Here is a 21,295-nt window from a genome sequence, read left to right as displayed (position 1 = left end):
AAAAGCAGTCGGGTGGAGATATGCATCGCGGTGGCGGACTGGGTGAGGGGACGGACGATCTGGGTCCGGAGCCTGCCCGTCGGGGGAAGCACCGGCGACGGCGTACGGAAGAGCCCGCGCAGTCCCCGGGGTCCACGGGCGGAACGACGGGGTCGACGGAGCACGCGACGGGAAGCGGGAGTGGCCGGTTGGGGGTGACGTACAAGTACTTCGGTGCGCCCGACGGTGCCACGGCGGCCCGCGTCCCGATTTCCATGCGCCCGGAGGAGCTGGGCGGCGACGAGCTCGGCATGGGTGGCATGTTCACCAAGATCAAGCCCGAGACGATAGCCGCGATGGTCCTCACGGGCATCCAGGGCATGCCCCTGCACAAGGTGCCCCCGCTGGAACTGGTGGTCCTCCACCCCGACTACGCCGTGGTGAAGCTGCCCATGACCGTGGTCGACCCGCTGCGCGGCATCGGCGAGGAGTCGGTGGGCGCGGCGGCCTTCATCTGGTCCACGGTCCCGGACCGCGGCGGCCCGCGCGACGCGTTCAACGTCTACCAGCTGCTGCACGAGTGGCAGGACTTCTCGCACCGCCTGCACGAGGCGGGGCACCAGCCGTACTGCCTGGTCTGGCCGTAGGACTCACTCTCCTTCGCTGTCGCGCGCGGCGGCGGCCTTGGCCCGCTCGGCGGCCAGCTCGCGGGCGGAGGCGAGCCGGTAGGGGACGTCGATGACGACGACGTTCTTCATGAACAGCAGCCGGGCCTTGAGCCGTAGGGCGCTCTGGTTGTGCAGGGGCTGCTCCCACCAGTGCCCGACGACGTACTCGGGGATGACGACCGACACCACCGAGTCCTCCCGCCGCTCGGGCGCGTCCCGGATGTGCCGCAGGACCGGCTGGACGACGGAGCGGTACGGAGAGCTGAGCACCCGCAGCGGTACGTCGATGCCGTGGGCGTCCCAGGTGGCGCGGAGGACCTCGGCCTCGGCGGGGTCCTCGGCGACGGTGACCGCGGTGAGCGAGGCGGGGCGCAGGGTCTTGGCGTAGGACAGGGCCCGCAGGCTCGGGGCGTTGATGGTGGCCACGAGGACGATCACGTGGTTCCCGGAGAGCGGGCGGGGGCGCGCGCCTGGCGGGACGGCGACCTCGGCGGCGACGGCTTCGTAGTGCCGGCGCACGCCCTTCATGCCGGCGAAGAGGACGGGCATGGCGAGGACGACGATCCAGGCGCCGTGCGTGAACTTGGTGATCAGCACGATGACGAGGACGACGGCGGTGAGGCAGGCGCCGAAGGCGTTGATGGCGAGGCGGCGCAGGATGTGGACGCGGTTCGCGGCGCCGGCCGGGGTGGCGAGTTCTCGCCGCCAGTGCTTGACCATGCCCGCCTGGGACAGGGTGAAGGAGACGAAGACGCCGATGATGTAGAGCTGGATGAGCCGGGTGAGGTTGGCGTCGAAGGCGACGATCAGGGCGATGGCGGCGAGGGAGAGCAGCAGGACGCCGTTGGAGTAGACGAGCCGGTCGCCGCGGTGGAAGAGCTGGCGGGGCGCGTAGCGGTCCCGGCCGAGGACGGAGGCGAGCATGGGGAAGCCGTTGAAGGCGGTGTTGGCCGCCATGATCAGGACGGCGGCGGTGACGGCCTGGAGCAGGTAGAAGAGGAAGTGCCAGCTGCCGAAGGTGGCGCGGCCGATCTGGGCGAGCGCGGTGGGCATGGCGGTGCCGGGGGCGCGCCCGAGTTCGGTGGGGTCCTCGGCTACGTGCACCTCGTAGACCATGGCGAGGGTGGTGATGCCGAAGAACATGGTCACGGCGAAGCCGCCCATGATCGCGAGGGTGGTGGCCGCGTTGCGGCTCTTGGGCTTCTCGAAGGCCGGTACGCCGTTGCTGATGGCCTCGACGCCGGTCAGGGCCGTACAGCCGGAGGCGAAGGCCCGCATGGCGAGGAGCACGAGCGCGAGTCCGGCGTAGGTGGATTCGGCGTTCACGGGCAGGTCGGCGGATTCGGCGCGGATGGTCGCGCCGGTGGCCATCCGGACGGCGGCGACGGCGAACATCAGGTAGATGGTGGCGATGAAGGCGTACGTGGGGATGGCGAAGTAGCGCCCGGACTCACGAACACCCCGCAGATTCAGCCAGGCGAGGATCGCGACGAATCCGACGGACAGACCGACGGCATACCCGTCGAGCGCGGGCACGGCGGAGGTGATGGCCGCGACGCCGGAGACGATCGAGACGGCGACGGTCATGACGTAGTCGATGAGCAGGGCGCTGGCGGCGGTGAGCGCGGCGGTCTGGCCCAGGTTCTCGGCGGAGACGACATAGGCCCCGCCGCCGCCGGGGTAGGCGTAGCAGGTCTGCCGGTAGGACGCGACGACGACCACCAGCAGGATGACGATCGCGACCGCCGCGTACCAGGCCAGATGGAGCACGGCGAGCCCGCCGAGGGCGAGGATCAGCAGGATCTCCTCGGTGGCGTACGCGACGGAGGAGAGCGGGTCGCTGCAGAAGATCGGCAGGGCGAGCCGCTTGGGCAGCAGGGTCTCGCCGAGCCGGCCGCTGTCCAATGGCCGTCCGACGAGCAGGCGTTTCGCCGCACTTCCAGCTCTCATAAGTGCTGAAGTTAGGACAAATGACTTCTGGGTGCGCGGAAGCCGCGCGGGAAGGACGGGTGCCGTGAGCAGACTGCGCATGGCCGGCGAACCCATGCAGATCGGCGAGGTCGCCGCACGGACGGAACTGTCCCTGCGGACCATCCGCCAGTACGAGGACAGCGGCCTCGTCGTCCCCTCGGCGTCGTCCCAGGGCGGCTTCCCGCTCTACACGGAGGCGGACGTCGACCGCTTGATGGTGATCCGCCGGATGAAGCCCCTGGGCTTCACGATCGAGGAAACCCGCGACCTCCTGGAGGCAGCCGCCCGTCTCACCGACCCCACCCTCACCACCCCAGAACGCACCACCCTCCTCACCCGAATCCGCCACTACGAGCAGGCAGCATGGGAGCGGGTAGCGGAACTCCGCACCCAACTGGCAAGGGCGGAGGAATTCGCGGGGTCGTTGCGGGCGAGGTTGGGGTAGGGGCGGTGCTCCCGCGCCCCCCGTTGTGGGCAATCGTCCCGCAGGGCGGGACGGGTGGGCACAACCCACGGGGGCGGTGCCCGTCACATGCCCCCCGTCGGGGACCCGCAGGGGCGACGCCCGTAACCGGCCGGGGCGGCCCTCCCGCGACCTGCGTTGTGGGGGGGTACTCCCGCGATCCCCGTTGTGGGCAAACGTCCCGCAGGGCGGGACGGGTGGGCACAACCCACGGGGGCGGTGCCCGTCCAGGGGCCGTTCGGCCAGGGCCCGCACCCGGGACGGGGGCCAGGGGCCAGACCCGCACCCGGGGGCCAGGGCGGACCTACGCCCGGAGCGCCTCCGCAAGCTCCAAGAAGAACGCGGCGTACGCCACCCCGCTCGGCGGCGTCTCCGGATTCCAAGGCGCCACCCGCGCACCCCCCACCGCACCCCCCACCGGCCCCGGCCGCACCGCGTTCGCTCGGCTGTCGTACAGCACGAGCCCCGGCTCCAACGCCGCCACCCGCCCCCAGTCCGCCGTCAGCCAGTTCGCCCCGGGCCCGGGGCCGGGATCCACCAACCGGACCCCCAGCTCAGCAAGCCGCGCCAGCTCGGGCCACGCCTGCGGCCGAGCAAGGTGAACCTGGTCGGGACCGGCCCCGGAGAGCGCGAGCACGCGCACGTCCACCCCCGCGGCCGCGTCCCGCAAGACCGCCTCCGCGGAAACCACGGGGTCGACGGAACCGACGGGCCCGACGAGGCCGTCCACCCCAAGCCCCACGACACCCCCACCCCCGCCCCCACCCAACGCCACCGCCAACTCCCCGAACCGCCCGATGATCGCCGAGAGCGTCCCCTCGTTCCCCACCGAGAGCGCCACCACCGGCACCCCCACCCGCTCCGCGACCCCCTCGTCCAGCGCGTACGCGCTCTTCCCGTCGTACGTGACGTCGACGATCAGATCCGGCCGCGGACCCCCCAGCCGGGCCTCGTCCAACGCCCGCCCCGCCCCCAGGTACGGGACCCCGGCCGATTCCAGCCGACCCGCCTTGACCGAATCCAGGACGTTCCCGTCGTGCCCGGAGCCGTACACCGCGACCGGCGTCACCCCCAGGTCGAGCAGGGCCGCCCCCGCCCGTACATAGGCCGCCACCCGCACCGGCGCGCGTACGGCCTCCACGGCCGTACCCCTGTCGTCGGTGAACCCCCACGCCCTCATCTCCGACATGCGACTGCTCCCTCCCCGGCCTCCCCGGCCGAAACCCGCCATTCCGCCATGCCGCCATTCCCACCAATGCCGCCACCTTGGGGCGCTTCACCGGCCCGCACAAGAGGGCCTCCGGCCCATCCGAAGCGCTTCCGGAGCGGCACACGCACCGGCCGGGACCAAGGTCCCGGACCCCCCTGCCGAAAGTCCCCGGAATGGTGTTGACTGAACAGGTCGGGAGGAAGCAGCAGGAATCGTCAGCGCCGTGCGCGCGCGCCGTCTGCCAGGGCGCGTAACCGCAGGGCCCCTCGCTCCCCGGAGTCAGCCATGTCGTCCTTGCCCGGCCAGTTCTCGGACCCCCGCGTGATCACCCTCGTCGGGCTGGTCGCCGTATCCACCGCCGTGTGGGTGGCGCTGAGCCTGCGCTCCCACGCCCGCCGCGCCCGGGCGGACGCTCCACTGGAGCGGGTCTGGCACCCCCAGGAGACCGTGTCCCTGACACCGGCCGAGGAGGACGCCTTCGGCCAGGTCGTCTCCCGCCTCACGGTGGGCTCGGCCGGCCGCCTACGGTGAGCCCTGCGCCCCGCACGCCCACTGTCCGAGCGCGCCCCTAGGCTCCGCGCCATGACTGATTCCGGTCCCCGCCGCGACACCCGAGGCATCGTCGACGCCGCCGAACTCCTCGCCCGCGTCCGGTTCCGCCGCCACGACCCGGCACCGGAACTGCGCCCGTACCTGGAGCACTACTGGTTCATCGACTGGGAGCTCGATGAGCCGTACGCGAGCCACGTCGTCCCCCACCCCTCGGTGAACGTGGTCTTCCAGCGCTACCGCGACGAGGACACGACCTTCGCGGAGGTCGCCGGGATCGGCCTCGAACTGTTCACCAAGAAGCTCACCGGCGTCGGCCGGGTCTGCGGCGTGCAGTTCCGGCCAGGCGGCTTCCGGCCCTTCGCCCCCGACCGGCCGGTGTCGGAGTGGACCGGCCGGCGCGTCCCGCTCGACACGGTGTTCACCGACACCGACGCCACCTCCGCCTCCGTCGCCACTTCCGTCGCGGCCGTCCTCGACCCGGAGACCGACCACGCGCGCGTGGCGGCGCTCGACGCCTTCCTGCTCGCCCACGGCCCCGCACCCGATCCGCAGGCCACACAGGCCATGGAGCTGGTGCAGCTGACCCGTACGGACCGGTCGATCCGCCGCGTCTCCGAACTGGCCAGCGCGGCGGGCCTGTCCAGCCGCTCGCTCCAACGGCTCTTCGCCAACTACGTCGGCGTCGGCCCGAAATGGGTCATCCTCCGCTACCGCATCCACGAGGCCCTGGAGCGCGCCGAGGCCACCGGGACCGAGGGCTCCCCGGACTGGGCCGGCCTCGCCGCCGAGCTGGGCTACAGCGATCAGGCCCATCTCGTACGGGACTTCACGGCCACGGTCGGCGTCCCACCCACCGCGTACGCCCGCCAGGTGTCAGACCCCTGACCTACAGTGCGGCCATGGACATGGACAAGGCCTCCCCCATACGCCTCGAAGCATGGTCCGAGGACGACCTCTGGCTGCTGCGCGCCATGAACGCCCCCGAGCTCATGGAGCACCTGGGCGGCCCAGAGACCGAGGAGGCCCTGCTCAAGCGGCACCGGCGCTACGTGGACCTGAGCGAGCGGCGGACGAACGCGGGGCTGATGTTCCGGATCGTGCTGCTCCCCGAGGAGGTCGCGGTCGGCAGCATCGGCTTCTGGGAGCAGACCTGGGACGGGGAGCCCGTGTACGAGACGGGCTGGACGGTGCTGCCCGGTTTCCAGGGCCGGGGCGTCGCGACGGCGGCCACGCGCGCGGTCGCCGGCTTCGCCCGGGCCACGCGCGCCCACCGCCACCTGCACGCGTTCCCGTCGACGGACAACGGGCCGTCGAACGCGGTGTGCCGCAAGGCCGGTTTCGAGCTGCGCGGCGAGCGCGAGCTGGAGTACCCGCCGGGCCACGCGCTGCGGTGCAACGACTGGCGCCTGGACCTGAACGCGGACCCGGAGCCTCTTGCCTAGCCGTCCTCGGGCCTGAGCATCTTGCTGAAGTGGAAGGCGACGATGTCGAGGCGCTCGCGCAGGTAGAAGCGGTGGGCTCCGGTGCGGTGCGTGGCGGAGTCGAGGTCCAGCTCCCGGCAGTCCGCCTCGCGCGCGTGCTCCTCCAGGTGGGACAGGAGCGCGTGGCCGACGCCGGTGGAGCGGGCGTCGTCGGCGGTCACCAGGTCGTCGACGTAGAGCTTGCGGATCGTGCTGGTGTTGTCGACGATCCGCCAGCCGGCGGCACCCACGCAGGTGTCGTCGTCCGCGTAGGCGGCGGTGAAGCGCAGCCCCTGGGCGTGGCCCCGCTCCTGCACCTCGTGGAAGAGCTGCGGCGTGAGGTGGGGGCGCAGTTCGCGCAGGACGGGGAGCAGGTCGGAGTCCAGGCGCGGGTCACCGGGCTCGAGGTCGACGATCTTCATGTCGGGGACGGTATCTCAGGGCTCTCCCGTCAGGGTTGATTCAGGGTTGACGGGACTGGGGACCCTCGCGGATATTTATCTGCGTGACACAGATTCTTCCTTACGCAGCCGACCTCACCGAAAGGACCCCTCACATGACCGTCCTCGTCACCGGAAGCCGCGGCCGCGTGGCCTCGACCCTCCTCGGCCTGCTCCACAGCGCGGGCATCAAGGTCAGGGCCGCCTCCAAGAACCCCACGGATCTCTCACCACCAGGCGGCACCGACAGCGACAGCGGCACCCGCTCCGCCCCCGACATCGACACCGTCCGCTGCGACCTCTCCAACCCGGCGGACTTCGACGCCGCGCTCGAAGGCGTCGACTCCGTCTTCCTGTACGCGGAGCCCTCGCACATCGAGACCTTCCTCGCCCGGGCCACCGTGGCCGGGGTCCGGCACATCGCCCTGCTCTCCTCCAGCTCCGTGCTCGCACCGGACGCGGCCGAGAACCCGATCGCCGCCTCGCACCTGGCCGTCGAGCGCGCCCTGGAGGCCGCCGCCGCCCGGGGCGACGTCGAGGCGACCCACCTCCAGCCGGGCGCGTTCGCGACCAACGCCCTGCAGTGGTCCTGGGCGATCAGGGCAGGGCGCCCGGTGGAGCTCCCGTACCCCGGTTCGCACGGTGACCCGATCCACGAGCGGGACGTCGCCGAGGCCGCGTTCGCGGTCCTGACCGAACCCCGGCTGCGCGGCTCCTCCTACCTGCTGACCGGCCCGGAGTCACTGACGTTCGCCGAGCAGCTGGCGATACTCGCCGAGGCGACCGGCCGCCCCACGCCCTACACACCGGTCACCCCGGAGCAGTGGAAGACGTCCATGTCCGCCCACATCCCGGAGACCTTCGCCGACGCCCTGCTCTCCTACTGGGCTTCGTACGACGGCCGACCCGCCCCACTGTCCCGGACCGTGGAGGAGCTGACCGGGCACCCGGCACGGACCTTCGCCCAGTGGGCCACCGAGCACGCGGAGGCCTTCCGCCCCTAAGGACCACGCCTCCGGGCCCCCAGCAGCAGCGACAAGCCTCGCCCCGGCCGAAATACCTGGCCGCGCCGCGGGCCCCGGTGACATCCTGTCCCCGTGAACGGACCGGAGATCCAGATCAGTTTCGCCCCCGGCCTGAGGCTCTTCGTCTCGGCGGAACGACGCGCGGGGCGCACCCCTGTGACCACGGACGGCGCCTCGACGCTCGGCCATGTCGTGGAGTCGCTGGGTGTGCCGCTGACCGAAGCCGGCCGGATCCTGGTCGACGGGCACCCGGTGGAGGTGTCCCACATCCCGGCCGCCGGCGAGACGATCGAGGTCGAGGACGTCGAGCGCCCCCAGTCGGTGCCCGGCGCCCCGCTCCGGTTCCTCCTCGACGTCCATCTGGGCACGCTCGCGCGGCGGTTGCGACTCCTCGGAGTCGACGCGGCGTACGAGAGCGAGGACATCGGCGACCCCGCGCTCGCGACGCTCTCCGCGCGGGAGCGACGCGTGATGCTCTCCCGCGACCGGGGGCTGCTGCGCCGCCGGGAGCTGTGGGCGGGCGCCTACGTGTACAGCGACCAGCCCGACGACCAGCTCCGTGACGTACTGGAGCGGTTCGCGCCGCCCCTGAAGCCCTGGACCCGCTGCACGGCCTGCAACGGGCCGCTGACGACCGCCGACAAGGACTCGGTGCGCGAGCGCCTGGAGCAGGGCACGGAGAAGACGTACGACGTCTTCGCCCGGTGCACGGAGTGCGAGCGGGTGTACTGGCGGGGCGCCCACCACGCCCGCCTGGAGGCGATCGTCACCGACGCCCTGCGCGAGTTCGGCGGCGCGGCAGCCCACTGACCGGAGCCTTCGGATGACCGGAGCCTTCGGCCCCGAGAGCTCTGCCCCGAGAGCTCGACCCCGAGCAGGCCGGCCGCTCCGTCAGTCGAGGTCGCCCGTACGCAGCCGCTCGACCTGGGTCGCGCTGAGCTCCACCGTCCGCTTCATATGGGCGATGAGCAGGGCGACTTCGGCGTCGCTGTAGGCGTCGAACATGGTGCCCCAGGCGCCGTTGAGCCGCCGCCAGAACGCGCCCAGCTCCGCCATCCGCTCCGGCACGACGGTGACGAGCACCCGCCGCCGGTCCTCGGAGTCCCGCTCGCGCGTGAGGTAGCCGGCCCGCTCCAGACGGTCGACGAGCCGGGTCGCGGAGCCGGTGGTCAGCCCGGTCAGCTCGGCGATCCGGCCCGTGGTCACCGGGCCGGGCTCCAGGGAGAGCAGGTTCAGGCACTGCACGTCGGTCGGGTGGAGCCGCAGATGATCGGCGACGGCCTGGTTGAACAGCGCGTAGGCGGCCATGTAGCGGCGGGACTCGTCGTACAGCTCGCTCATGAGGCCGTCGCGCCGGGCGGAATTCTTCTGCGGCATGCAGAAAGTGTACGAAGCAGACTCCCGCGCTCGGCCCTGCGCCGCCTCGGCCCTACGCTGCCCCGCGAAGATCGCCTGCAGGCGCTCGACGCCGGCCGGGTTGGTAGCCCAGGCCCGCAGGAGCGCGGTCAGGACGTCGTCGCGCTCCCGGCGTTCGAGCCGACCGGCCCTACCGTTGCCAAGAAGCGTTGACCAACAACGGTTGGCAAACGCCGTTGATGGCGCACGCACCCACCTGGAGGCAGCCATGAACCACCTCGACACGGACGTCCTCGTCGTGGGCGCGGGCCCCACCGGAATGCTCCTCGCCGGCGACCTCGCCGCCGCGGGCCTCCGCGTCATCCTCCTCGAACGCCGCCCCGAGGGGATCAGCAACATCACCCGGGCCTTCGCCGTCCACGCCCGCACCCTGGAGCAGCTCGACGCCCGCGGCCTCGCCGACGAACTCGTCGCGACCGGCACCCCCGTCGCCCGGCTGCGGCTCTTCGGCCGCCCCGCCCTCGACCTGACCCGGCTCCCCTCCCGCTTCCCCTACCTCCTCGTCATCCCCCAGTACGAAGTCGAGCGCGTCCTCGAACGCCGCGCGCGATCCACAGGTGTGGACATCCGGTACGGCACGCGACTGCGCGGACTCACCCAGGACGCCGACCGGGTCACCGCAGAGGTCACCGCAGAGGCCACCGACCCCGAGGCCACCGACCCCGACAGCACCCCCCTCACCCTCCACGCCCGCTACCTCGTCGGTACCGACGGCGCCCGCAGCGCCGTCCGGACAGCGCTCGGCCTGCCCTTCCCCGGCACAGCGGTGATCCGCTCCCTCGTCCTCGCCGACGTCCGCCTCACCGAAGAACCCGCAGACCTGCTCCGCGTCAACGGAGTGGACGACGCCTTCGCCTTCATCGCCCCCTTCGGCGACGGCTGGTACCGCGTCATGGGCTGGAACCGCACCCGCCAGGCCCCCGACAGCGACCCCGTCGACCTCGACGAGGTCCGCGAGATCACCCGCCTCGCCTTCGGCACCGACTACGGCATGCACGACCCCCGCTGGATCTCCCGCTTCCACAGCGACGAACGCCAGGCCCCCCGCTACCGCGTCGGCCGCGCGTTCCTCGCCGGCGACGCCGCACACGTCCACTCCCCCGCCGGCGGCCAGGGCATGAACACCGGCCTCCAGGACGCCACCAACCTCTCCTGGAAGCTCGCCGCCGTCCTCCACGGCGACACCCCCGACCCCGAGGCCCTCCTCGACAGCTACCAGGCCGAACGCCACCCCGTCGGAGCGGCGGTGCTCCGCAGCAGCGGCGCCATCGTCCGCCTCGCCATGGCCCGCGGCCCCCTCCTGCGCACCGCCCGCACCCTCGCCGCACAACTGCTCGGCAAGGTTCCCGCGGCCTCCGCCAAGGCGATGGGCATGATCAGCGGCCTCGGCATCGCCTACGGCCGGGCACACCGACGCGTCCCCGACCTGAAACTCCGCGAGGGCAGGCTCTACGAACTGCTGCGGGCCGGCGAGTTCGTCCTCATCACCCCCGAAATCGCCCCCGAAGGCACCACACCCGACCTCCCGGCCGCCGCCCCCACCACACCGACCCGCGTCGTCCGGGCCACCTGGACCGACCCCACCCGCACCACGACACTCCTGGTCCGCCCCGACGGCTACACCTACTGACCACGCGACTCAGAAGACATCAGAGGAGATCAGAAGACATCGGCAGACTTCAGAAGACGTACGGATCGCCCGTGGCGAGCACCAGCACCCGATGCCGATCGTTCCGGGGGTTCGCGTCAACGGCCCCGTCCATCCAGAGCGTGGAGATGTCGACGGTCACCTCGTCCGGGGACGCCGCCGTCCGCAGCTCCAGCGCCAGCTCCTCCGCCGCCCCCGCGGCCCGAAGCTCACCCGTCCGGCAGACGACCACCCGGTCGCTCTCCCACAGACAGGACGGCGGCAGCTCCTGCCCACCCGCCATCGGCTCGGAGAACGCCAGCCGCACCGTCGCCTGGGACACGTCCGACGGCCCGTGGTTCTCACTGACCAGCCGGACCCCGATCCGCCACTCCCAGAGGGAGAGCTGCCCATGATGAGCAAGATCGGCCTCGGCCCCCGCGGCACGAGCACCCACACCCGTCCCACCGACAACCACACTCGCGAGAACCACCCCGACCAGAGCCCTACGCATCGCACCCATAGCCAGAAGATACCGACGAATCGGCACATATTCTGACTATCCATCAGCCAGCGTGTCCGATCCCACCCCGCGGCCGGCGATCTCCCTGAACTCCCCGACCTATCCTGACCACGCGATCGACACAATCGACCACACGCGCGAGGAGCACGTCATGACCGCCGCCGGTACCCCCATCGCCGTCGTCACCGGAGCGAGCGGCGGCATCGGCGCCGCCACGGCCAGGCAGCTGGCCGCCGCCGGATACCGCGTGGTCCTGACCGCCCGCCGCAAGGACCGCGTCGAAGCCCTCGCCGCCGAGATCGTCGAAGCGGGCCACCAGGCCACCGCCTACGCCCTCGACGTCACCGACCGCACCGCCGTCGAGGAGTTCGCGACCGCCTTCCGCACCCTCGCCGTCCTCGTCAACAACGCCGGCGGCGCACTCGGCGCCGACCCCGTCGCCACCGGCGACCCCGACGACTGGCGCCAGATGTACGAGGTCAACGTCATCGGCACGCTCAACATCACCCAGGCCCTGCTCCCGGCCCTCACGGCGAGCGGCGACGGCACGGTCGTCGTTGTCTCCTCCACCGCCGGCCACTCCGCCTACGAAGGCGGCGCGGGCTACGTCGCCGCCAAGAACGGCGCCCGCGTCCTCGCCGAGACCCTCCGCCTGGAGATCGTCGGCACCCCCGTCCGCGTCATCGAGATCGCCCCCGGCATGGTCAAGACCGACGAGTTCGCCACCACCCGCTTCCGCGGCGATACCGAGAAGGCCGCCAAGGTCTACGCCGGCGTGGCCGAACCCCTCACCGCCGACGACGTCGCCGACACCATCACCTGGGCCTGCACCCGCCCCCCGCACGTCAACATCGACCTCCTCGTCGTCCGCCCCCGCGCCCAGGCCTCCAACACCAAGGTCCACCGCGAACTCTGACGACACCGGCCGACCGCCGCCGTGACACGCGCGACGGCGAGGACGTCCCCCGTCTCTCGCCGTCGCGCACTCAACCCTTCACGCAGATGACCTGCTTCAGCTTGGCGACGACCTCCACCAGGTCCCGCTGCTGCTCCATGACCTTCTCGATCGGCTTGTACGCACCCGGGATCTCGTCCACGACACCGGAGTCCTTCCGGCACTCCACGCCCCGCGTCTGCTCCTCCAGGTCCCGCGTCGAGAAGCGCCGCTTCGCCGCGGACCGGCTCATCTTCCGGCCGGCGCCGTGCGAGGCCGAGTTGAAGGAGGCGTCGTTGCCGAGCCCCTTCACGATGTACGAGCCCGTGCCCATCGACCCCGGGATGATCCCGAAGTCGCCGGAGCCGGCCCGGATCGCGCCCTTACGGGTGACAAGCAGGTCCATGCCCTCGTACCGCTCCTCCGCCACGTAGTTGTGGTGGCAGGAGATCACCGGGTCGAAGGACACCTTCGCCTTGCGGAACTCCCGGCGCACGACCTCCTGGAAGAGCGCCATCATGACCGCGCGGTTGTACTTCGCGTACTCCTGCGCCCAGAAGAGATCGTTCCGGTACGCCCCCATCTGCGGGGTGTCCGCGACGAAGACGGCCAGGTCCCGGTCCACCAGACCCTGGTTGTGCGGCAGCTTCTGCGCCTCGCCGATGTGGTACTCGGCGAGCTCCTTGCCGATGTTCCGCGAGCCGGAGTGCAGCATCAACCAGACGGAACCGTCCTCGTCGAGACAGAACTCGACAAAGTGATTCCCAGATCCCAGCGTTCCCATCTGCTTCTCGGCACGCTCGTGACGGAACTTGACCGAGTCCGCGATCCCATCGAACCGCGACCACAGGTCGTCCCACCCCTTCGTCCCGAACTGGTAGAGCCGCGTCGGATCCACCATGTCCCGGTGCATCCCACGCCCCACCGGAATCGCCTGCTCGATCTTCGACCGCAGCCGCGACAGGTCCCCGGGCAGGTCGTTCGCCGTCAGGGACGTCTTCACCGCCGACATCCCGCAGCCGATGTCCACACCCACCGCCGCCGGACACACCGCCCCTTGCATCGCGATCACCGAACCGACCGTCGCGCCCTTGCCGTAATGCACGTCCGGCATCACAGCGAGGCCCTTGATCCACGGAAGGGTGGCCGTGTTGTGGAGCTGGCGCATCGCGCCGTCGTCGATCATGGAAGGATCGGTCCACATCCGGATGGGCACCTTCGCACCCGGTACCTCTACATACGACATACTTCCTCAATTCCCCCAAAAAGCCTGATAACGCAAAAACCGGTTCCAAGGCCCGTACAGGTGACGACGGACCGGCATCAACGGCAGCGCGTGCGATAGACATTGTGTCCACCGACCGGTCTCCGGCGGCAAAGGGTTTTCGGGGGAGTCCTCGGGAGAAGGGAGCCTGGGAGCGTGCAGCGACAGGCGTACGTACCGGGTCTGGTGGCGCTCGGCGCCGCCCTCGTCCTCGGGCTCACCGGATGCTCCGCCGGCAGCGGGGCCGGCACCGGCGCGGTCGACTCCAAGGCCGGTCCGGCCGCCCCCGCCGCGCCCCCCGGCCGCTACCGCACGCTCTTCGAGCCCTGCGGCGCGGTCCCGCACAACACGCTCCGCGACCTGCTCCCCGGCGCCACCCAGCTCCCCGACGACGAGCGGGACGCCGCGTACCGCGGTACCGCCGCCGTCACGTACGACACCGACCGCCGGGTCGGCTGCAGCTGGAAGGCGGACACTCCCGACTCGATGCACCGGCTGCGGCTCGACATCGAGCGGGTGGTGTCGTACGACCCGGCCGTGAGCGACGACGATCGCGCGCAGGAGGTGTTCGCGGGCAAGCAGCTCGCCGCGGACCTCCCCCAGCCCCCGCCGCCCCCGACGGGGACCACCCCGAGCGGCACGGGCACCCCCGGCGGCACGGCGACCGGCACCCCGAGCGCCCAGGGCACCCAGAGCACCCCGAGCGCCACGACGGCCCCCGGCGCCCCCCAGGGCACGCCCTCAGGCACCTCCACCGGCACCGCGGCCACCACGCCCACCACCGCCCCCACCACCGGTCTTGAGCCCCGCGTCCTGGCGGGTCTCGGTCAGGTGGCGTTCCTCGACGACGCGCTCAGCGCGGGCGGCGCGAACGGCCGGCACCGCACGGTGAGCGTGGTGTTCCGCACATCCAACGTGATCGTGACAGTCGAGTACGTCGAGCAGACGACGGGTTCCGCGGAGGCCCCCGACAGCCAGGAACTGCAGGAAAAGGCCCGGAATCTGGCCCGTCTGCTCGCCGAGCGCCTCGAGGAGTAGCCGCCGGGTGGGCGTCCGGAGCCGCTCCGCGGCGATTCCCGGACCACGTAACGTGTCGGCGTACTCCCTCCTGACCGGACCGTACGACAAGCGACTGAAGGAACCATGCACCGATCAGCCCCGCGACTCACCCGCATACTCGCCTGCGCAGCCGTCCCGGTGATGCTCGTCGTCGCCGGCTGCTCCTCGGACTCCGACGGCGCTTCGGGCACCCCGGACAAGGGCAAGGGTTCGGCGTCGTCGGCGCCGAACGCCTCGCAGTCGACGAAGACGGTCGAGCCCGCGAAGTTCGCGAAGCTGCCCGATGTCTGCAAGTCGATCTCCGCGAAGACGACCGCGGGTCTGGTGCCGAAGGCGAAGGCGAAGAACGGTACGGCGGCGCCGTCCAGCGATGTCGAGAGCCGTGGCGGCTGCTCGTGGAACGGTCTGGACGACAAGGGCGTGAAGGGCTCGCAGTACCGCTGGCTCGACGTCTCGTTCTACCGCTACGCCTCGGACGCCTCGCTCGGCAGCGGCCAGGAGCGTGCCCAGGCCAACTTCGCCAAGGAGCTGGCGAAGGTCGAGGCGACGGCGGGTGCGAAGAAGGTCCGTACGGCGGACGCTTCGGGCATCGGCGAGCAGGCGAAGACGGTGGCGTACGAGCTGAAGAAGACCGACGAGGACTTCAAGTACGTCTCGGTCGTCGCCCGCACGGGCAATGTGCTGGTGCTGCTGACGTACAACGGCGCCGGTTACGCGGGTGCGGACGCGCCCTCGGACAAGACGGTGATGGACGGCGCGGTGAAGGCCTCCAAGGAGGCGGTCGCGGCGGTCGCCGCGGCGAACAAGTAGGCCGCCAAGAAGCCGTCGGGAGTCGTGGCGCGTCGCGTACACGTCGCGTACACCCGATTTTGCACGTGTTTTCGAGGAGCCTGTCCCTCCCCCTGGGGCCGGGCTCCTCGCGCATGTGCCACGCTGTGCCCGCGAGATGTGGATTGACGGGAGGGGATCGCGGGTGGCCGCGGTGCAGCTGACACGCACGCACAAGATACTGATCGGTGTGGTGATCGCCGGTGCGGTGGTCATCGCCGGTATCGGTTTCGCGGGTTCGTACGCCGCTGTGCGCGAGCTCGCCGTCGAGAAGGGCTTCGGCAACTTCTCCTACTTCTTCCCCATCGGTATCGACGCCGGCATCTGTGTGCTCCTGGCACTGGACCTGCTGCTGACCTGGATCCGGATCCCGTTCCCGCTGCTGCGCCAGACGGCGTGGGTGCTGACGGCGGCGACGATCGCGTTCAACGGCGCGGCGGCGTGGCCAGACCCGCTGGGTGTCGGTATGCACGCGGTGATCCCGGTGCTGTTCGTGGTGTCGGTGGAGGCGGCGCGTCACGCGGTGGGCCGAATAGCCGACATCACCGCCGACAAGCACATGGAGGGCGTGCGGCTGACGCGTTGGCTGCTCTCGCCGATCCCGACGTTCCGGCTGTGGCGGCGGATGAAGCTGTGGGAGCTGCGCTCGTACGAGCAGGTGATCAAGCTGGAGCAGGACCGGCTGATCTACCAGGCGCGGCTGCAGGCCCGGTTCGGGCGTGCGTGGCGGCGGAAGGCGCCGGTGGAGGCGCTGATGCCGCTGCGGCTCGCGAAGTACGGCGTGCCGCTGGCGGAGACGGCCGCGGCCGGTCTCGCGGCGGCGGGCGTGGAGCCGATGCTGCTGCCCCCGCAGCCGGTGGTCGCGCAGGCGGAGCCGGTGGCGGTTCCGGCCGCGATGGCGCCAGTGGCGCCGATGGCGCCGCAGCTTCCGCAGGGCTCTGTGCAGCAGGACCAGCGGACGGCGGTCCCGGAAGGCCCCGAGCAGGAGCCGAACCACGACAGTCCGTGGTTCCAGGCTCAGCAGCTGCCTCCGGAGGCGTACGAAGGGGCGTACGCGCCCCAGATCGTCGAGGGCCTGGAGCCCACGCCTGTGGCGGTGCCCTACGGCCCGGAGGAGCTCCCGATCCCCGACCCGCGCCAGGAGCAGGGCGCGGAGCAGTTCGAGGAGTACCCGGAGTACGTCGATCAGGAACCGCCCCTGGAGGAGTTCGCGGAGGCGGCCTACAAGGCGCTGCTCACGTACTACGGGGAGAACGAGCTTCCGCCGAGCGTGGAGCAGCTCGACATACTGCTGAGTGACCGGTACGGCGCACATCACCCGCGCAGCGCCTCGCTGCTCCGGCAGTGGATGCCGGGCCTGAGGCAGCGCATGGAGCGGGAGCTGTCGGAGGACCACATCGCCTGACGGGCGACTGCCTGACCGGCCGCTGCCGCATCGCTCAGGCCTTGGCCCGCTTCTTCGCGTTCTCGCCCCAGAGGGCGAGCGCGAGTCCCGCGACAGCGAGGACGACGTATCCGGCGGTGGGGATCTCCCACCACTTCTGGAGCAGGCCCCAGGCCTTGTCGCCGAAGGTCTGCCCGCCGGCGCCGAGTCCGCCCTGGACGAGGGCGATCCAGCCGATGATTGCGATGGCTTCGTTCTTCATGTCTTCACGGTCTCGCGCGGGGCGCCGCGTTTCGTCGTGCGCACGTCGGAACCGGGTCTAGTCCGAAGGTCGCAGAAGGGCCGCCACCGGACCCCCGGTGGCGGCCCTTCGTCACATCTGTACGGTTACGCGCCGAGCAGCTTGCGCACGCGCCCGGCGCCGACCGCGAGGAGGAGCGTGGGCAGGCGGGGCCCGGTCTCGCGGCTGACGAGGAGCTTGTAGAGCAGAGCGAAGAAGGAGCGCTGGGCGACCTTCAGCTCGGGGGTCGGCTTGGCCTCGGGGTCGAGGCCCGCCATGACCTTCGGGACGCCGTAGACGAGCGTGGTGAGGCCGTCCAGGGACCAGTGCGAGTCCAGGCCCTCCAGGAGGAGGCGCAGGGACTCGCGGCCCTCGTCGTCGAGCGAGCCGAGGAGCTCGGTGTCGGGCTCGTCGCGGACGATGGTGCGCTGGTCGGCCGGGACCTGGGTGGTGATCCAGTTCTCGGCGCGGTCCAGGCGGGGCCGGACCTCGTCGAGGGTGGTCACCGGCTGCTCCGGGTCCAGCTCGGTGAGGATCCGGAGGGTCTGCTCGTCGTGGCCGGCGGTGATGTCCATGACCGAGGCGAGCGTGCGGTACGGCAGCGGGCGCGGGGTGCGCGGCAGCTCACCGGCGGCGGTGCGGGCGGCGCGGGCGTGCGCGGCGGCGTCCGCCGGGAGCACGGTGCCGTCGGCGACCTTGGCCTCCAGCTTGTCCCACTCGTCGTAGAGCCGCTGGATCTCCTGGTCGAAGGCGATCTTGAAGGACTGGTTGGGCCTGCGGCGGGCGTAGAGCCAGCGCAGCAGCGGCGCCTCCATGATCTTCAGCGCGTCGGCCGGGGTGGGCACGCCGCCCTTCGAGGAGGACATCTTGGCCATGCCGCTGATGCCGACGAAGGCGTACATGGGGCCGATCGGCTGGACGCCGTCGAAGATCTCGCGGACGATCTGGCCGCCGACGACGAACGACGAGCCGGGGGACGAGTGGTCCACGCCGGACGGCTCGAAGATGACGCCTTCGAACGCCCAGCGCATGGGCCAGTCGACCTTCCAGACCAGCTTGCCGCGGTTGAACTCGCTGAGCTTCACGGTCTCGGCGAAGCCGCAGGCCGTGCAGGTGTAGGCGAGCTCGGTGGTCTCGTCGTCGTACGACGTGACGGCCGTCAGGTCCTTCTCGCAGCGGCCGCAGTACGGCTTGTACGGGTAGTAGCCGCCGGTGCCGCCGGAGCCGTCGTCCTCGTTGGCCGCGCCGGAGCCTTCCTCGGCCTCCAGCTCGGCGTCGTCGACGGGCTTCTGCGACTGCTTCTTCGGCGTCTTCTTCGTCCGGTACTGGTCGAGGATGGCGTCGATGTCGCCGCGGTGCTTCATGGCGTGCAGGATCTGCTCGCGGTAGGTGCCCGCCGTGTACTGCTCCGTCTGGCTGATGGGGTCGTACTCGACGCCCAGTTCGGCGAGCGCGTCGACCATGGCGGCCTTGAAGTGCTCGGCCCAGTTCGGGTACGCCGATCCGGCCGGGGCCGGGACGGAGGTCAGCGGCTTGCCGATGTGCCGCTCCCAGGACGCGTCGATGCCCTCGACGCCGTTAGGCACCTTGCGGTACCGGTCGTAGTCGTCCCAGGAGATGAGGTGGCGGACCTCGTGGCCGCGCCGGCGGACCTCGTCGGCGACCAGGTGCGGGGTCATGACCTCGCGGAGGTTGCCGAGGTGGATCGGGCCGGAGGGGGAGAGTCCGGAGGCGACGACGACCGGTTTGCCAGGCGCACGTCGCTCCGACTCGGCGATGACCTCGTCCGCGAAACGGGAGACCCAGTCGGTCTCTGTGCTGCTCTGAGCCACGGTCGGTACGTCCTTCTTCCTTGATTCCCTCGAACGCCTTGCAGCCTTACGTCAGACATTCTCCCAGACGAAAGGGGGCACCCCGAGGTTGTCCACAGCCCTGAAGTTGTCCACAGGTGGAGAAAACACGTTGCCCGCCCATGGGACACTTGACAAGCGATAAAGCCCACCATTGAACCACCGACAGGAACGGAAGCTCATGGCCTCGGTCCCTTCCCTCGCTTCGACCGTGCAGCAGCGTCTCGCGGAAGGTCTCTCGGCAGCCCTGCCGGAGGCCGGTTCCGCCGACCCGCTGCTGCGACGAAGCGACCGGGCCGACTTCCAGGCCAACGGCATCCTGGCGCTCGCCAAGCAGCTCAAGGGCAATCCGCGTGAGCTGGCGACGAAGGTCGTCGACGGAATCCCGGCGAACGACGTGCTGAAGGAGATCGAGGTCTCCGGCCCCGGCTTCCTGAACATCACGGTCACGGACCAGGCGATCGTCAAGACCCTCGCCGCGCGCGCCGCGGACGACCGGCTCGGTGTGCCGTTCGCCGAGGACGCCGGCACGACGGTGATCGACTACGCCCAGCCGAACGTGGCCAAGGAGATGCACGTCGGCCACCTCCGGTCGGCCGTGATCGGCGCGGCGATGGTCGAGATCCTGGAGTTCACGGGCGAGAAGGTGGTCCGTCGCCACCACATCGGCGACTGGGGCACCCAGTTCGGCATGCTCATCCAGTACTTGATGGAGCACCCGCACGAGCTGGACCACAGGTCCGAGGACGAGGTCTCCGGTGAGGAGGCCATGTCCAACCTGAACCGGCTGTACAAGGCCTCGCGCGCGCTGTTCGACTCCGACGAGGAGTTCAAGACCCGGGCGCGGGCGCGGGTCGTGGACCTCCAGGCGGGCGACGAGCAGACCCGTGCCCTGTGGCAGCGGTTCGTCGACGAGTCGAAGATCTACTTCTACTCGGTCTTCGACAAGCTCGACATGGACATCGACGACCCGGACGTGGTCGGCGAGTCGGGCTACAACGACATGCTGACGGAGACCTGCCGCATCCTGGAGGACTCGGGCGTCGCGGTCCGCTCCAACGGCGCGCTGTGCGTGTTCTTCGACGACGTCAAGGGCCCGGACGGCAACCCGACCCCGCTGATCGTGCAGAAGTCCGACGGCGGCTTCGGCTACGCGGCGACGGACCTGTCGGCGATCCGGGACCGGGTGGGGAACCTGAAGGCGACGACCCTGCTGTACGTGGTCGACGCCCGGCAGTCCCTGCACTTCAAGATGGTCTTCGAGACCGCCCGCAGGGCCGGCTGGCTGAACGAGGACGTGAAGGCGGTCCAGCTGGCCTTCGGCACGGTGCTCGGCAAGGACGGCAAGCCGTTCAAGACCCGTGAGGGCGAGACGGTCCGGCTGGTGGACCTGCTGGACGAGGCGATCGACCGGGCCGCGTCCGTGGTCCGCGAGAAGGCCCGCGACCTGACCGAGGACGAGATCGCCGAGCGTGGCGCCCAGGTGGGCATCGGCGCGGTCAAGTACGCGGACCTGTCGACGTCGGCGGCGCGGGACTACAAGTTCGACCTGGACCAGATGGTGTCGCTCAACGGCGACACGTCGGTGTACCTCCAGTACGCGTACGCGCGTATCAAGTCGATCTTCGGCAAGGCCGGCGACCGCACCCCGCTCGCCCACCCCGAGCTGGAGCTGGCCCCGGCGGAGCGCGCGCTCGGTCTGCACCTGGACCAGTTCGGCGAGACGGTGGCCGAGGCCGCCGCCGACTACGCCCCGCACAAGCTGGCCGCGTACCTGTACCAGCTGGCGTCGCTGTACACGACGTTCTACGACCAGTGCCCGGTCATCAAGCCGGAGCCGCCGAAGGAGGTCGCGGAGAACCGCCTGTTCATCTGCGACCTGACCGCGCGCACGCTCCACCAGGGCATGGCCCTGCTGGGCATCCGGACGCCCGAGCGCCTCTGATCCGTACTGGTCCGAGGAGACCTGAGGACCTGAGGGCATGACGACGTGAGGAAGGCCCCGGCACGGGAAACCGTGCCGGGGCCTTTCCGTCGCCATCCCTGGAACGCGTGCGGGCGTCACCGAATCGGGTGGGACGTGCGTCCCGACACCTCGTCGATCTCCACGTGGGCCTTCTGGAGAAGCTGCGAGGCGAGATCCATGAGCGCGCGGGCGCCCGCGATCTCCTCGCCGACCCGCAACTGCTCCGGGTCGGACGGGTGCCGCTGGGCGTTGCCGTGGGCGCGGAACTCCGTGCCGTCGCTCAGCCGCACCATGGCGGCCGCCCTCGTCCGGTCGCCTTCTTCCTGGAACTCCATCTCGACGTGCCATCCCACGAGCGTGTGCATCATGAGGACCACCTCCTGAGGTACTTCCAGG

The 21,295-nt window shown here is 70.8% G+C and carries 22 protein-coding genes; 13 read left to right on the top strand and 9 right to left on the bottom strand.

What is annotated here, in order from left to right; translation table 11 throughout:
* Positions 1 to 20: 20 nt before the first annotated feature.
* Positions 21 to 626, top strand: coding sequence for a hypothetical protein (locus ACFWRO_RS24305; RefSeq protein ID WP_384513181.1), 606 nt, complete (start codon positions 21 to 23; stop codon positions 624 to 626).
* Between the two features lie 3 nt (positions 627 to 629).
* On the opposite strand, the gene ACFWRO_RS24300 is transcribed toward ACFWRO_RS24305, so the two are convergent.
* The gene (locus ACFWRO_RS24300) at positions 630 to 2,597 is read right to left on the bottom strand and encodes an APC family permease (protein WP_384513180.1); all 1,968 of its coding nucleotides are present in this window, start codon (positions 2,595 to 2,597) and stop codon (positions 630 to 632) included.
* 79 nt (positions 2,598 to 2,676) lie between these two features.
* On the opposite strand from ACFWRO_RS24300, the gene ACFWRO_RS24295 reads away from it, so the two are divergent.
* On the top strand, positions 2,677 to 3,063 hold the full coding sequence (locus ACFWRO_RS24295; RefSeq protein WP_384513287.1) for a MerR family transcriptional regulator: 387 nt from the start codon (positions 2,677 to 2,679) through the stop codon (positions 3,061 to 3,063).
* Positions 3,064 to 3,385: 322 nt separating this feature from the next.
* Here ACFWRO_RS24295 and ACFWRO_RS24290 read toward each other — a convergent pair whose 3' ends face one another.
* Complete coding sequence (locus tag ACFWRO_RS24290) at positions 3,386 to 4,270, bottom strand: ABC transporter substrate-binding protein (RefSeq protein ID WP_384513178.1); 885 nt, start codon at positions 4,268 to 4,270, stop codon at positions 3,386 to 3,388.
* Between the two features lie 306 nt (positions 4,271 to 4,576).
* Here ACFWRO_RS24290 and ACFWRO_RS24285 point away from each other — a divergent pair, with 306 nt between their 5' ends.
* From ACFWRO_RS24285 to ACFWRO_RS24275, 3 genes are read left to right on the top strand one after another with little or no spacing between them, the layout of a single operon-like run.
* A complete protein-coding gene (locus ACFWRO_RS24285) occupies positions 4,577 to 4,822 on the top strand; it encodes a hypothetical protein (protein ID WP_384513176.1) in 246 nt (81 codons plus the stop codon).
* Positions 4,823 to 4,873: 51 nt separating this feature from the next.
* Positions 4,874 to 5,728 (top strand): DUF6597 domain-containing transcriptional factor, encoded by an 855-nt coding sequence (locus ACFWRO_RS24280; RefSeq protein ID WP_384513174.1) that lies wholly within the window; start codon positions 4,874 to 4,876, stop codon positions 5,726 to 5,728.
* Between the two features lie 20 nt (positions 5,729 to 5,748).
* Positions 5,749 to 6,285 (top strand): GNAT family N-acetyltransferase, encoded by a 537-nt coding sequence (locus ACFWRO_RS24275; RefSeq protein ID WP_384513285.1) that lies wholly within the window; start codon positions 5,749 to 5,751, stop codon positions 6,283 to 6,285.
* Here ACFWRO_RS24275 and ACFWRO_RS24270 read toward each other — a convergent pair.
* On the bottom strand, positions 6,282 to 6,725 hold the full coding sequence (locus ACFWRO_RS24270) for a GNAT family N-acetyltransferase (protein WP_384513172.1): 444 nt from the start codon (positions 6,723 to 6,725) through the stop codon (positions 6,282 to 6,284). The two genes, ACFWRO_RS24275 and ACFWRO_RS24270, sit on opposite strands and share 4 nt — an antisense overlap.
* Positions 6,726 to 6,859: 134 nt before the next feature.
* Between ACFWRO_RS24270 and ACFWRO_RS24265 the strand changes: the two genes are divergently transcribed.
* Both ACFWRO_RS24265 and ACFWRO_RS24260 read left to right on the top strand, forming a co-directional pair.
* Positions 6,860 to 7,747, top strand: coding sequence for an NAD(P)H-binding protein (locus tag ACFWRO_RS24265; RefSeq protein ID WP_384513170.1), 888 nt, complete (start codon positions 6,860 to 6,862; stop codon positions 7,745 to 7,747).
* Between the two features lie 93 nt (positions 7,748 to 7,840).
* Positions 7,841 to 8,578: a Mut7-C RNAse domain-containing protein gene (locus ACFWRO_RS24260; RefSeq protein ID WP_384513168.1), complete on the top strand. Its 738-nt coding sequence runs from the start codon at positions 7,841 to 7,843 to the stop codon at positions 8,576 to 8,578.
* Positions 8,579 to 8,659: 81 nt separating this feature from the next.
* On the opposite strand, the gene ACFWRO_RS24255 is transcribed toward ACFWRO_RS24260, so the two are convergent.
* Entirely contained in the window at positions 8,660 to 9,145 is a 486-nt protein-coding gene (locus ACFWRO_RS24255) for a MarR family winged helix-turn-helix transcriptional regulator (RefSeq protein WP_384513167.1), read from the bottom strand.
* 247 nt (positions 9,146 to 9,392) lie between these two features.
* Here ACFWRO_RS24255 and ACFWRO_RS24250 point away from each other — a divergent pair, with 247 nt between their 5' ends.
* Positions 9,393 to 10,814 carry an FAD-dependent monooxygenase gene (locus ACFWRO_RS24250; RefSeq protein ID WP_384513165.1) on the top strand — a complete coding sequence of 474 codons (1,422 nt, stop codon included), beginning with the start codon at positions 9,393 to 9,395 and terminating at the stop codon, positions 10,812 to 10,814.
* 49 nt (positions 10,815 to 10,863) lie between these two features.
* On the opposite strand, the gene ACFWRO_RS24245 is transcribed toward ACFWRO_RS24250, so the two are convergent.
* On the bottom strand, positions 10,864 to 11,268 hold the full coding sequence (locus ACFWRO_RS24245; protein ID WP_384513163.1) for a hypothetical protein: 405 nt from the start codon (positions 11,266 to 11,268) through the stop codon (positions 10,864 to 10,866).
* 217 nt (positions 11,269 to 11,485) lie between these two features.
* Between ACFWRO_RS24245 and ACFWRO_RS24240 the strand changes: the two genes are divergently transcribed.
* Positions 11,486 to 12,250 (top strand): SDR family NAD(P)-dependent oxidoreductase, encoded by a 765-nt coding sequence (locus tag ACFWRO_RS24240; RefSeq protein WP_384513161.1) that lies wholly within the window; start codon positions 11,486 to 11,488, stop codon positions 12,248 to 12,250.
* A 70-nt stretch (positions 12,251 to 12,320) separates the two neighbouring features.
* Here the strand turns inward: ACFWRO_RS24240 and ACFWRO_RS24235 are convergent, their stop codons facing one another.
* The gene (locus ACFWRO_RS24235) at positions 12,321 to 13,514 is read right to left on the bottom strand and encodes an RtcB family protein (RefSeq protein ID WP_384513160.1); all 1,194 of its coding nucleotides are present in this window, start codon (positions 13,512 to 13,514) and stop codon (positions 12,321 to 12,323) included.
* Positions 13,515 to 13,688: 174 nt separating this feature from the next.
* Between ACFWRO_RS24235 and ACFWRO_RS24230 the strand changes: the two genes are divergently transcribed.
* From ACFWRO_RS24230 to ACFWRO_RS24220, 3 genes are all read left to right on the top strand, one after another.
* Positions 13,689 to 14,570 carry a DUF3558 domain-containing protein gene (locus tag ACFWRO_RS24230; RefSeq protein WP_384513159.1) on the top strand — a complete coding sequence of 294 codons (882 nt, stop codon included), beginning with the start codon at positions 13,689 to 13,691 and terminating at the stop codon, positions 14,568 to 14,570.
* Between the two features lie 105 nt (positions 14,571 to 14,675).
* Positions 14,676 to 15,401, top strand: coding sequence for a DUF3558 domain-containing protein (locus tag ACFWRO_RS24225; RefSeq protein WP_384513157.1), 726 nt, complete (start codon positions 14,676 to 14,678; stop codon positions 15,399 to 15,401).
* Positions 15,402 to 15,564: 163 nt separating this feature from the next.
* Positions 15,565 to 16,824: a DUF2637 domain-containing protein gene (locus ACFWRO_RS24220; protein WP_384513155.1), complete on the top strand. Its 1,260-nt coding sequence runs from the start codon at positions 15,565 to 15,567 to the stop codon at positions 16,822 to 16,824.
* A gap of 34 nt (positions 16,825 to 16,858) precedes the next feature.
* Here the strand turns inward: ACFWRO_RS24220 and ACFWRO_RS24215 are convergent, their stop codons facing one another.
* A complete protein-coding gene (locus tag ACFWRO_RS24215) occupies positions 16,859 to 17,065 on the bottom strand; it encodes a hypothetical protein (RefSeq protein ID WP_384513153.1) in 207 nt (68 codons plus the stop codon).
* A 125-nt stretch (positions 17,066 to 17,190) separates the two neighbouring features.
* Entirely contained in the window at positions 17,191 to 18,915 is a 1,725-nt protein-coding gene (lysS, locus tag ACFWRO_RS24210; RefSeq protein WP_384513151.1) for a lysine--tRNA ligase, read from the bottom strand.
* A gap of 199 nt (positions 18,916 to 19,114) precedes the next feature.
* Here lysS and argS point away from each other — a divergent pair, with 199 nt between their 5' ends.
* Complete coding sequence (gene argS, locus ACFWRO_RS24205) at positions 19,115 to 20,878, top strand: arginine--tRNA ligase (RefSeq protein ID WP_384513150.1); 1,764 nt, start codon at positions 19,115 to 19,117, stop codon at positions 20,876 to 20,878.
* 116 nt (positions 20,879 to 20,994) lie between these two features.
* Here argS and ACFWRO_RS24200 read toward each other — a convergent pair whose 3' ends face one another.
* Positions 20,995 to 21,264: a DUF1876 domain-containing protein gene (locus ACFWRO_RS24200; RefSeq protein WP_384513283.1), complete on the bottom strand. Its 270-nt coding sequence runs from the start codon at positions 21,262 to 21,264 to the stop codon at positions 20,995 to 20,997.
* Positions 21,265 to 21,295 lie beyond the last annotated feature (31 nt).

The sequence above is a fragment of the Streptomyces sp. NPDC058579 genome (assembly GCF_042718575.1).
GTDB lineage: Bacteria > Actinomycetota > Actinomycetes > Streptomycetales > Streptomycetaceae > Streptomyces.
The sequence above is the reverse complement of the archived record's forward strand: the minus strand, read 5'-3'. Positions and strand labels throughout refer to the sequence as shown.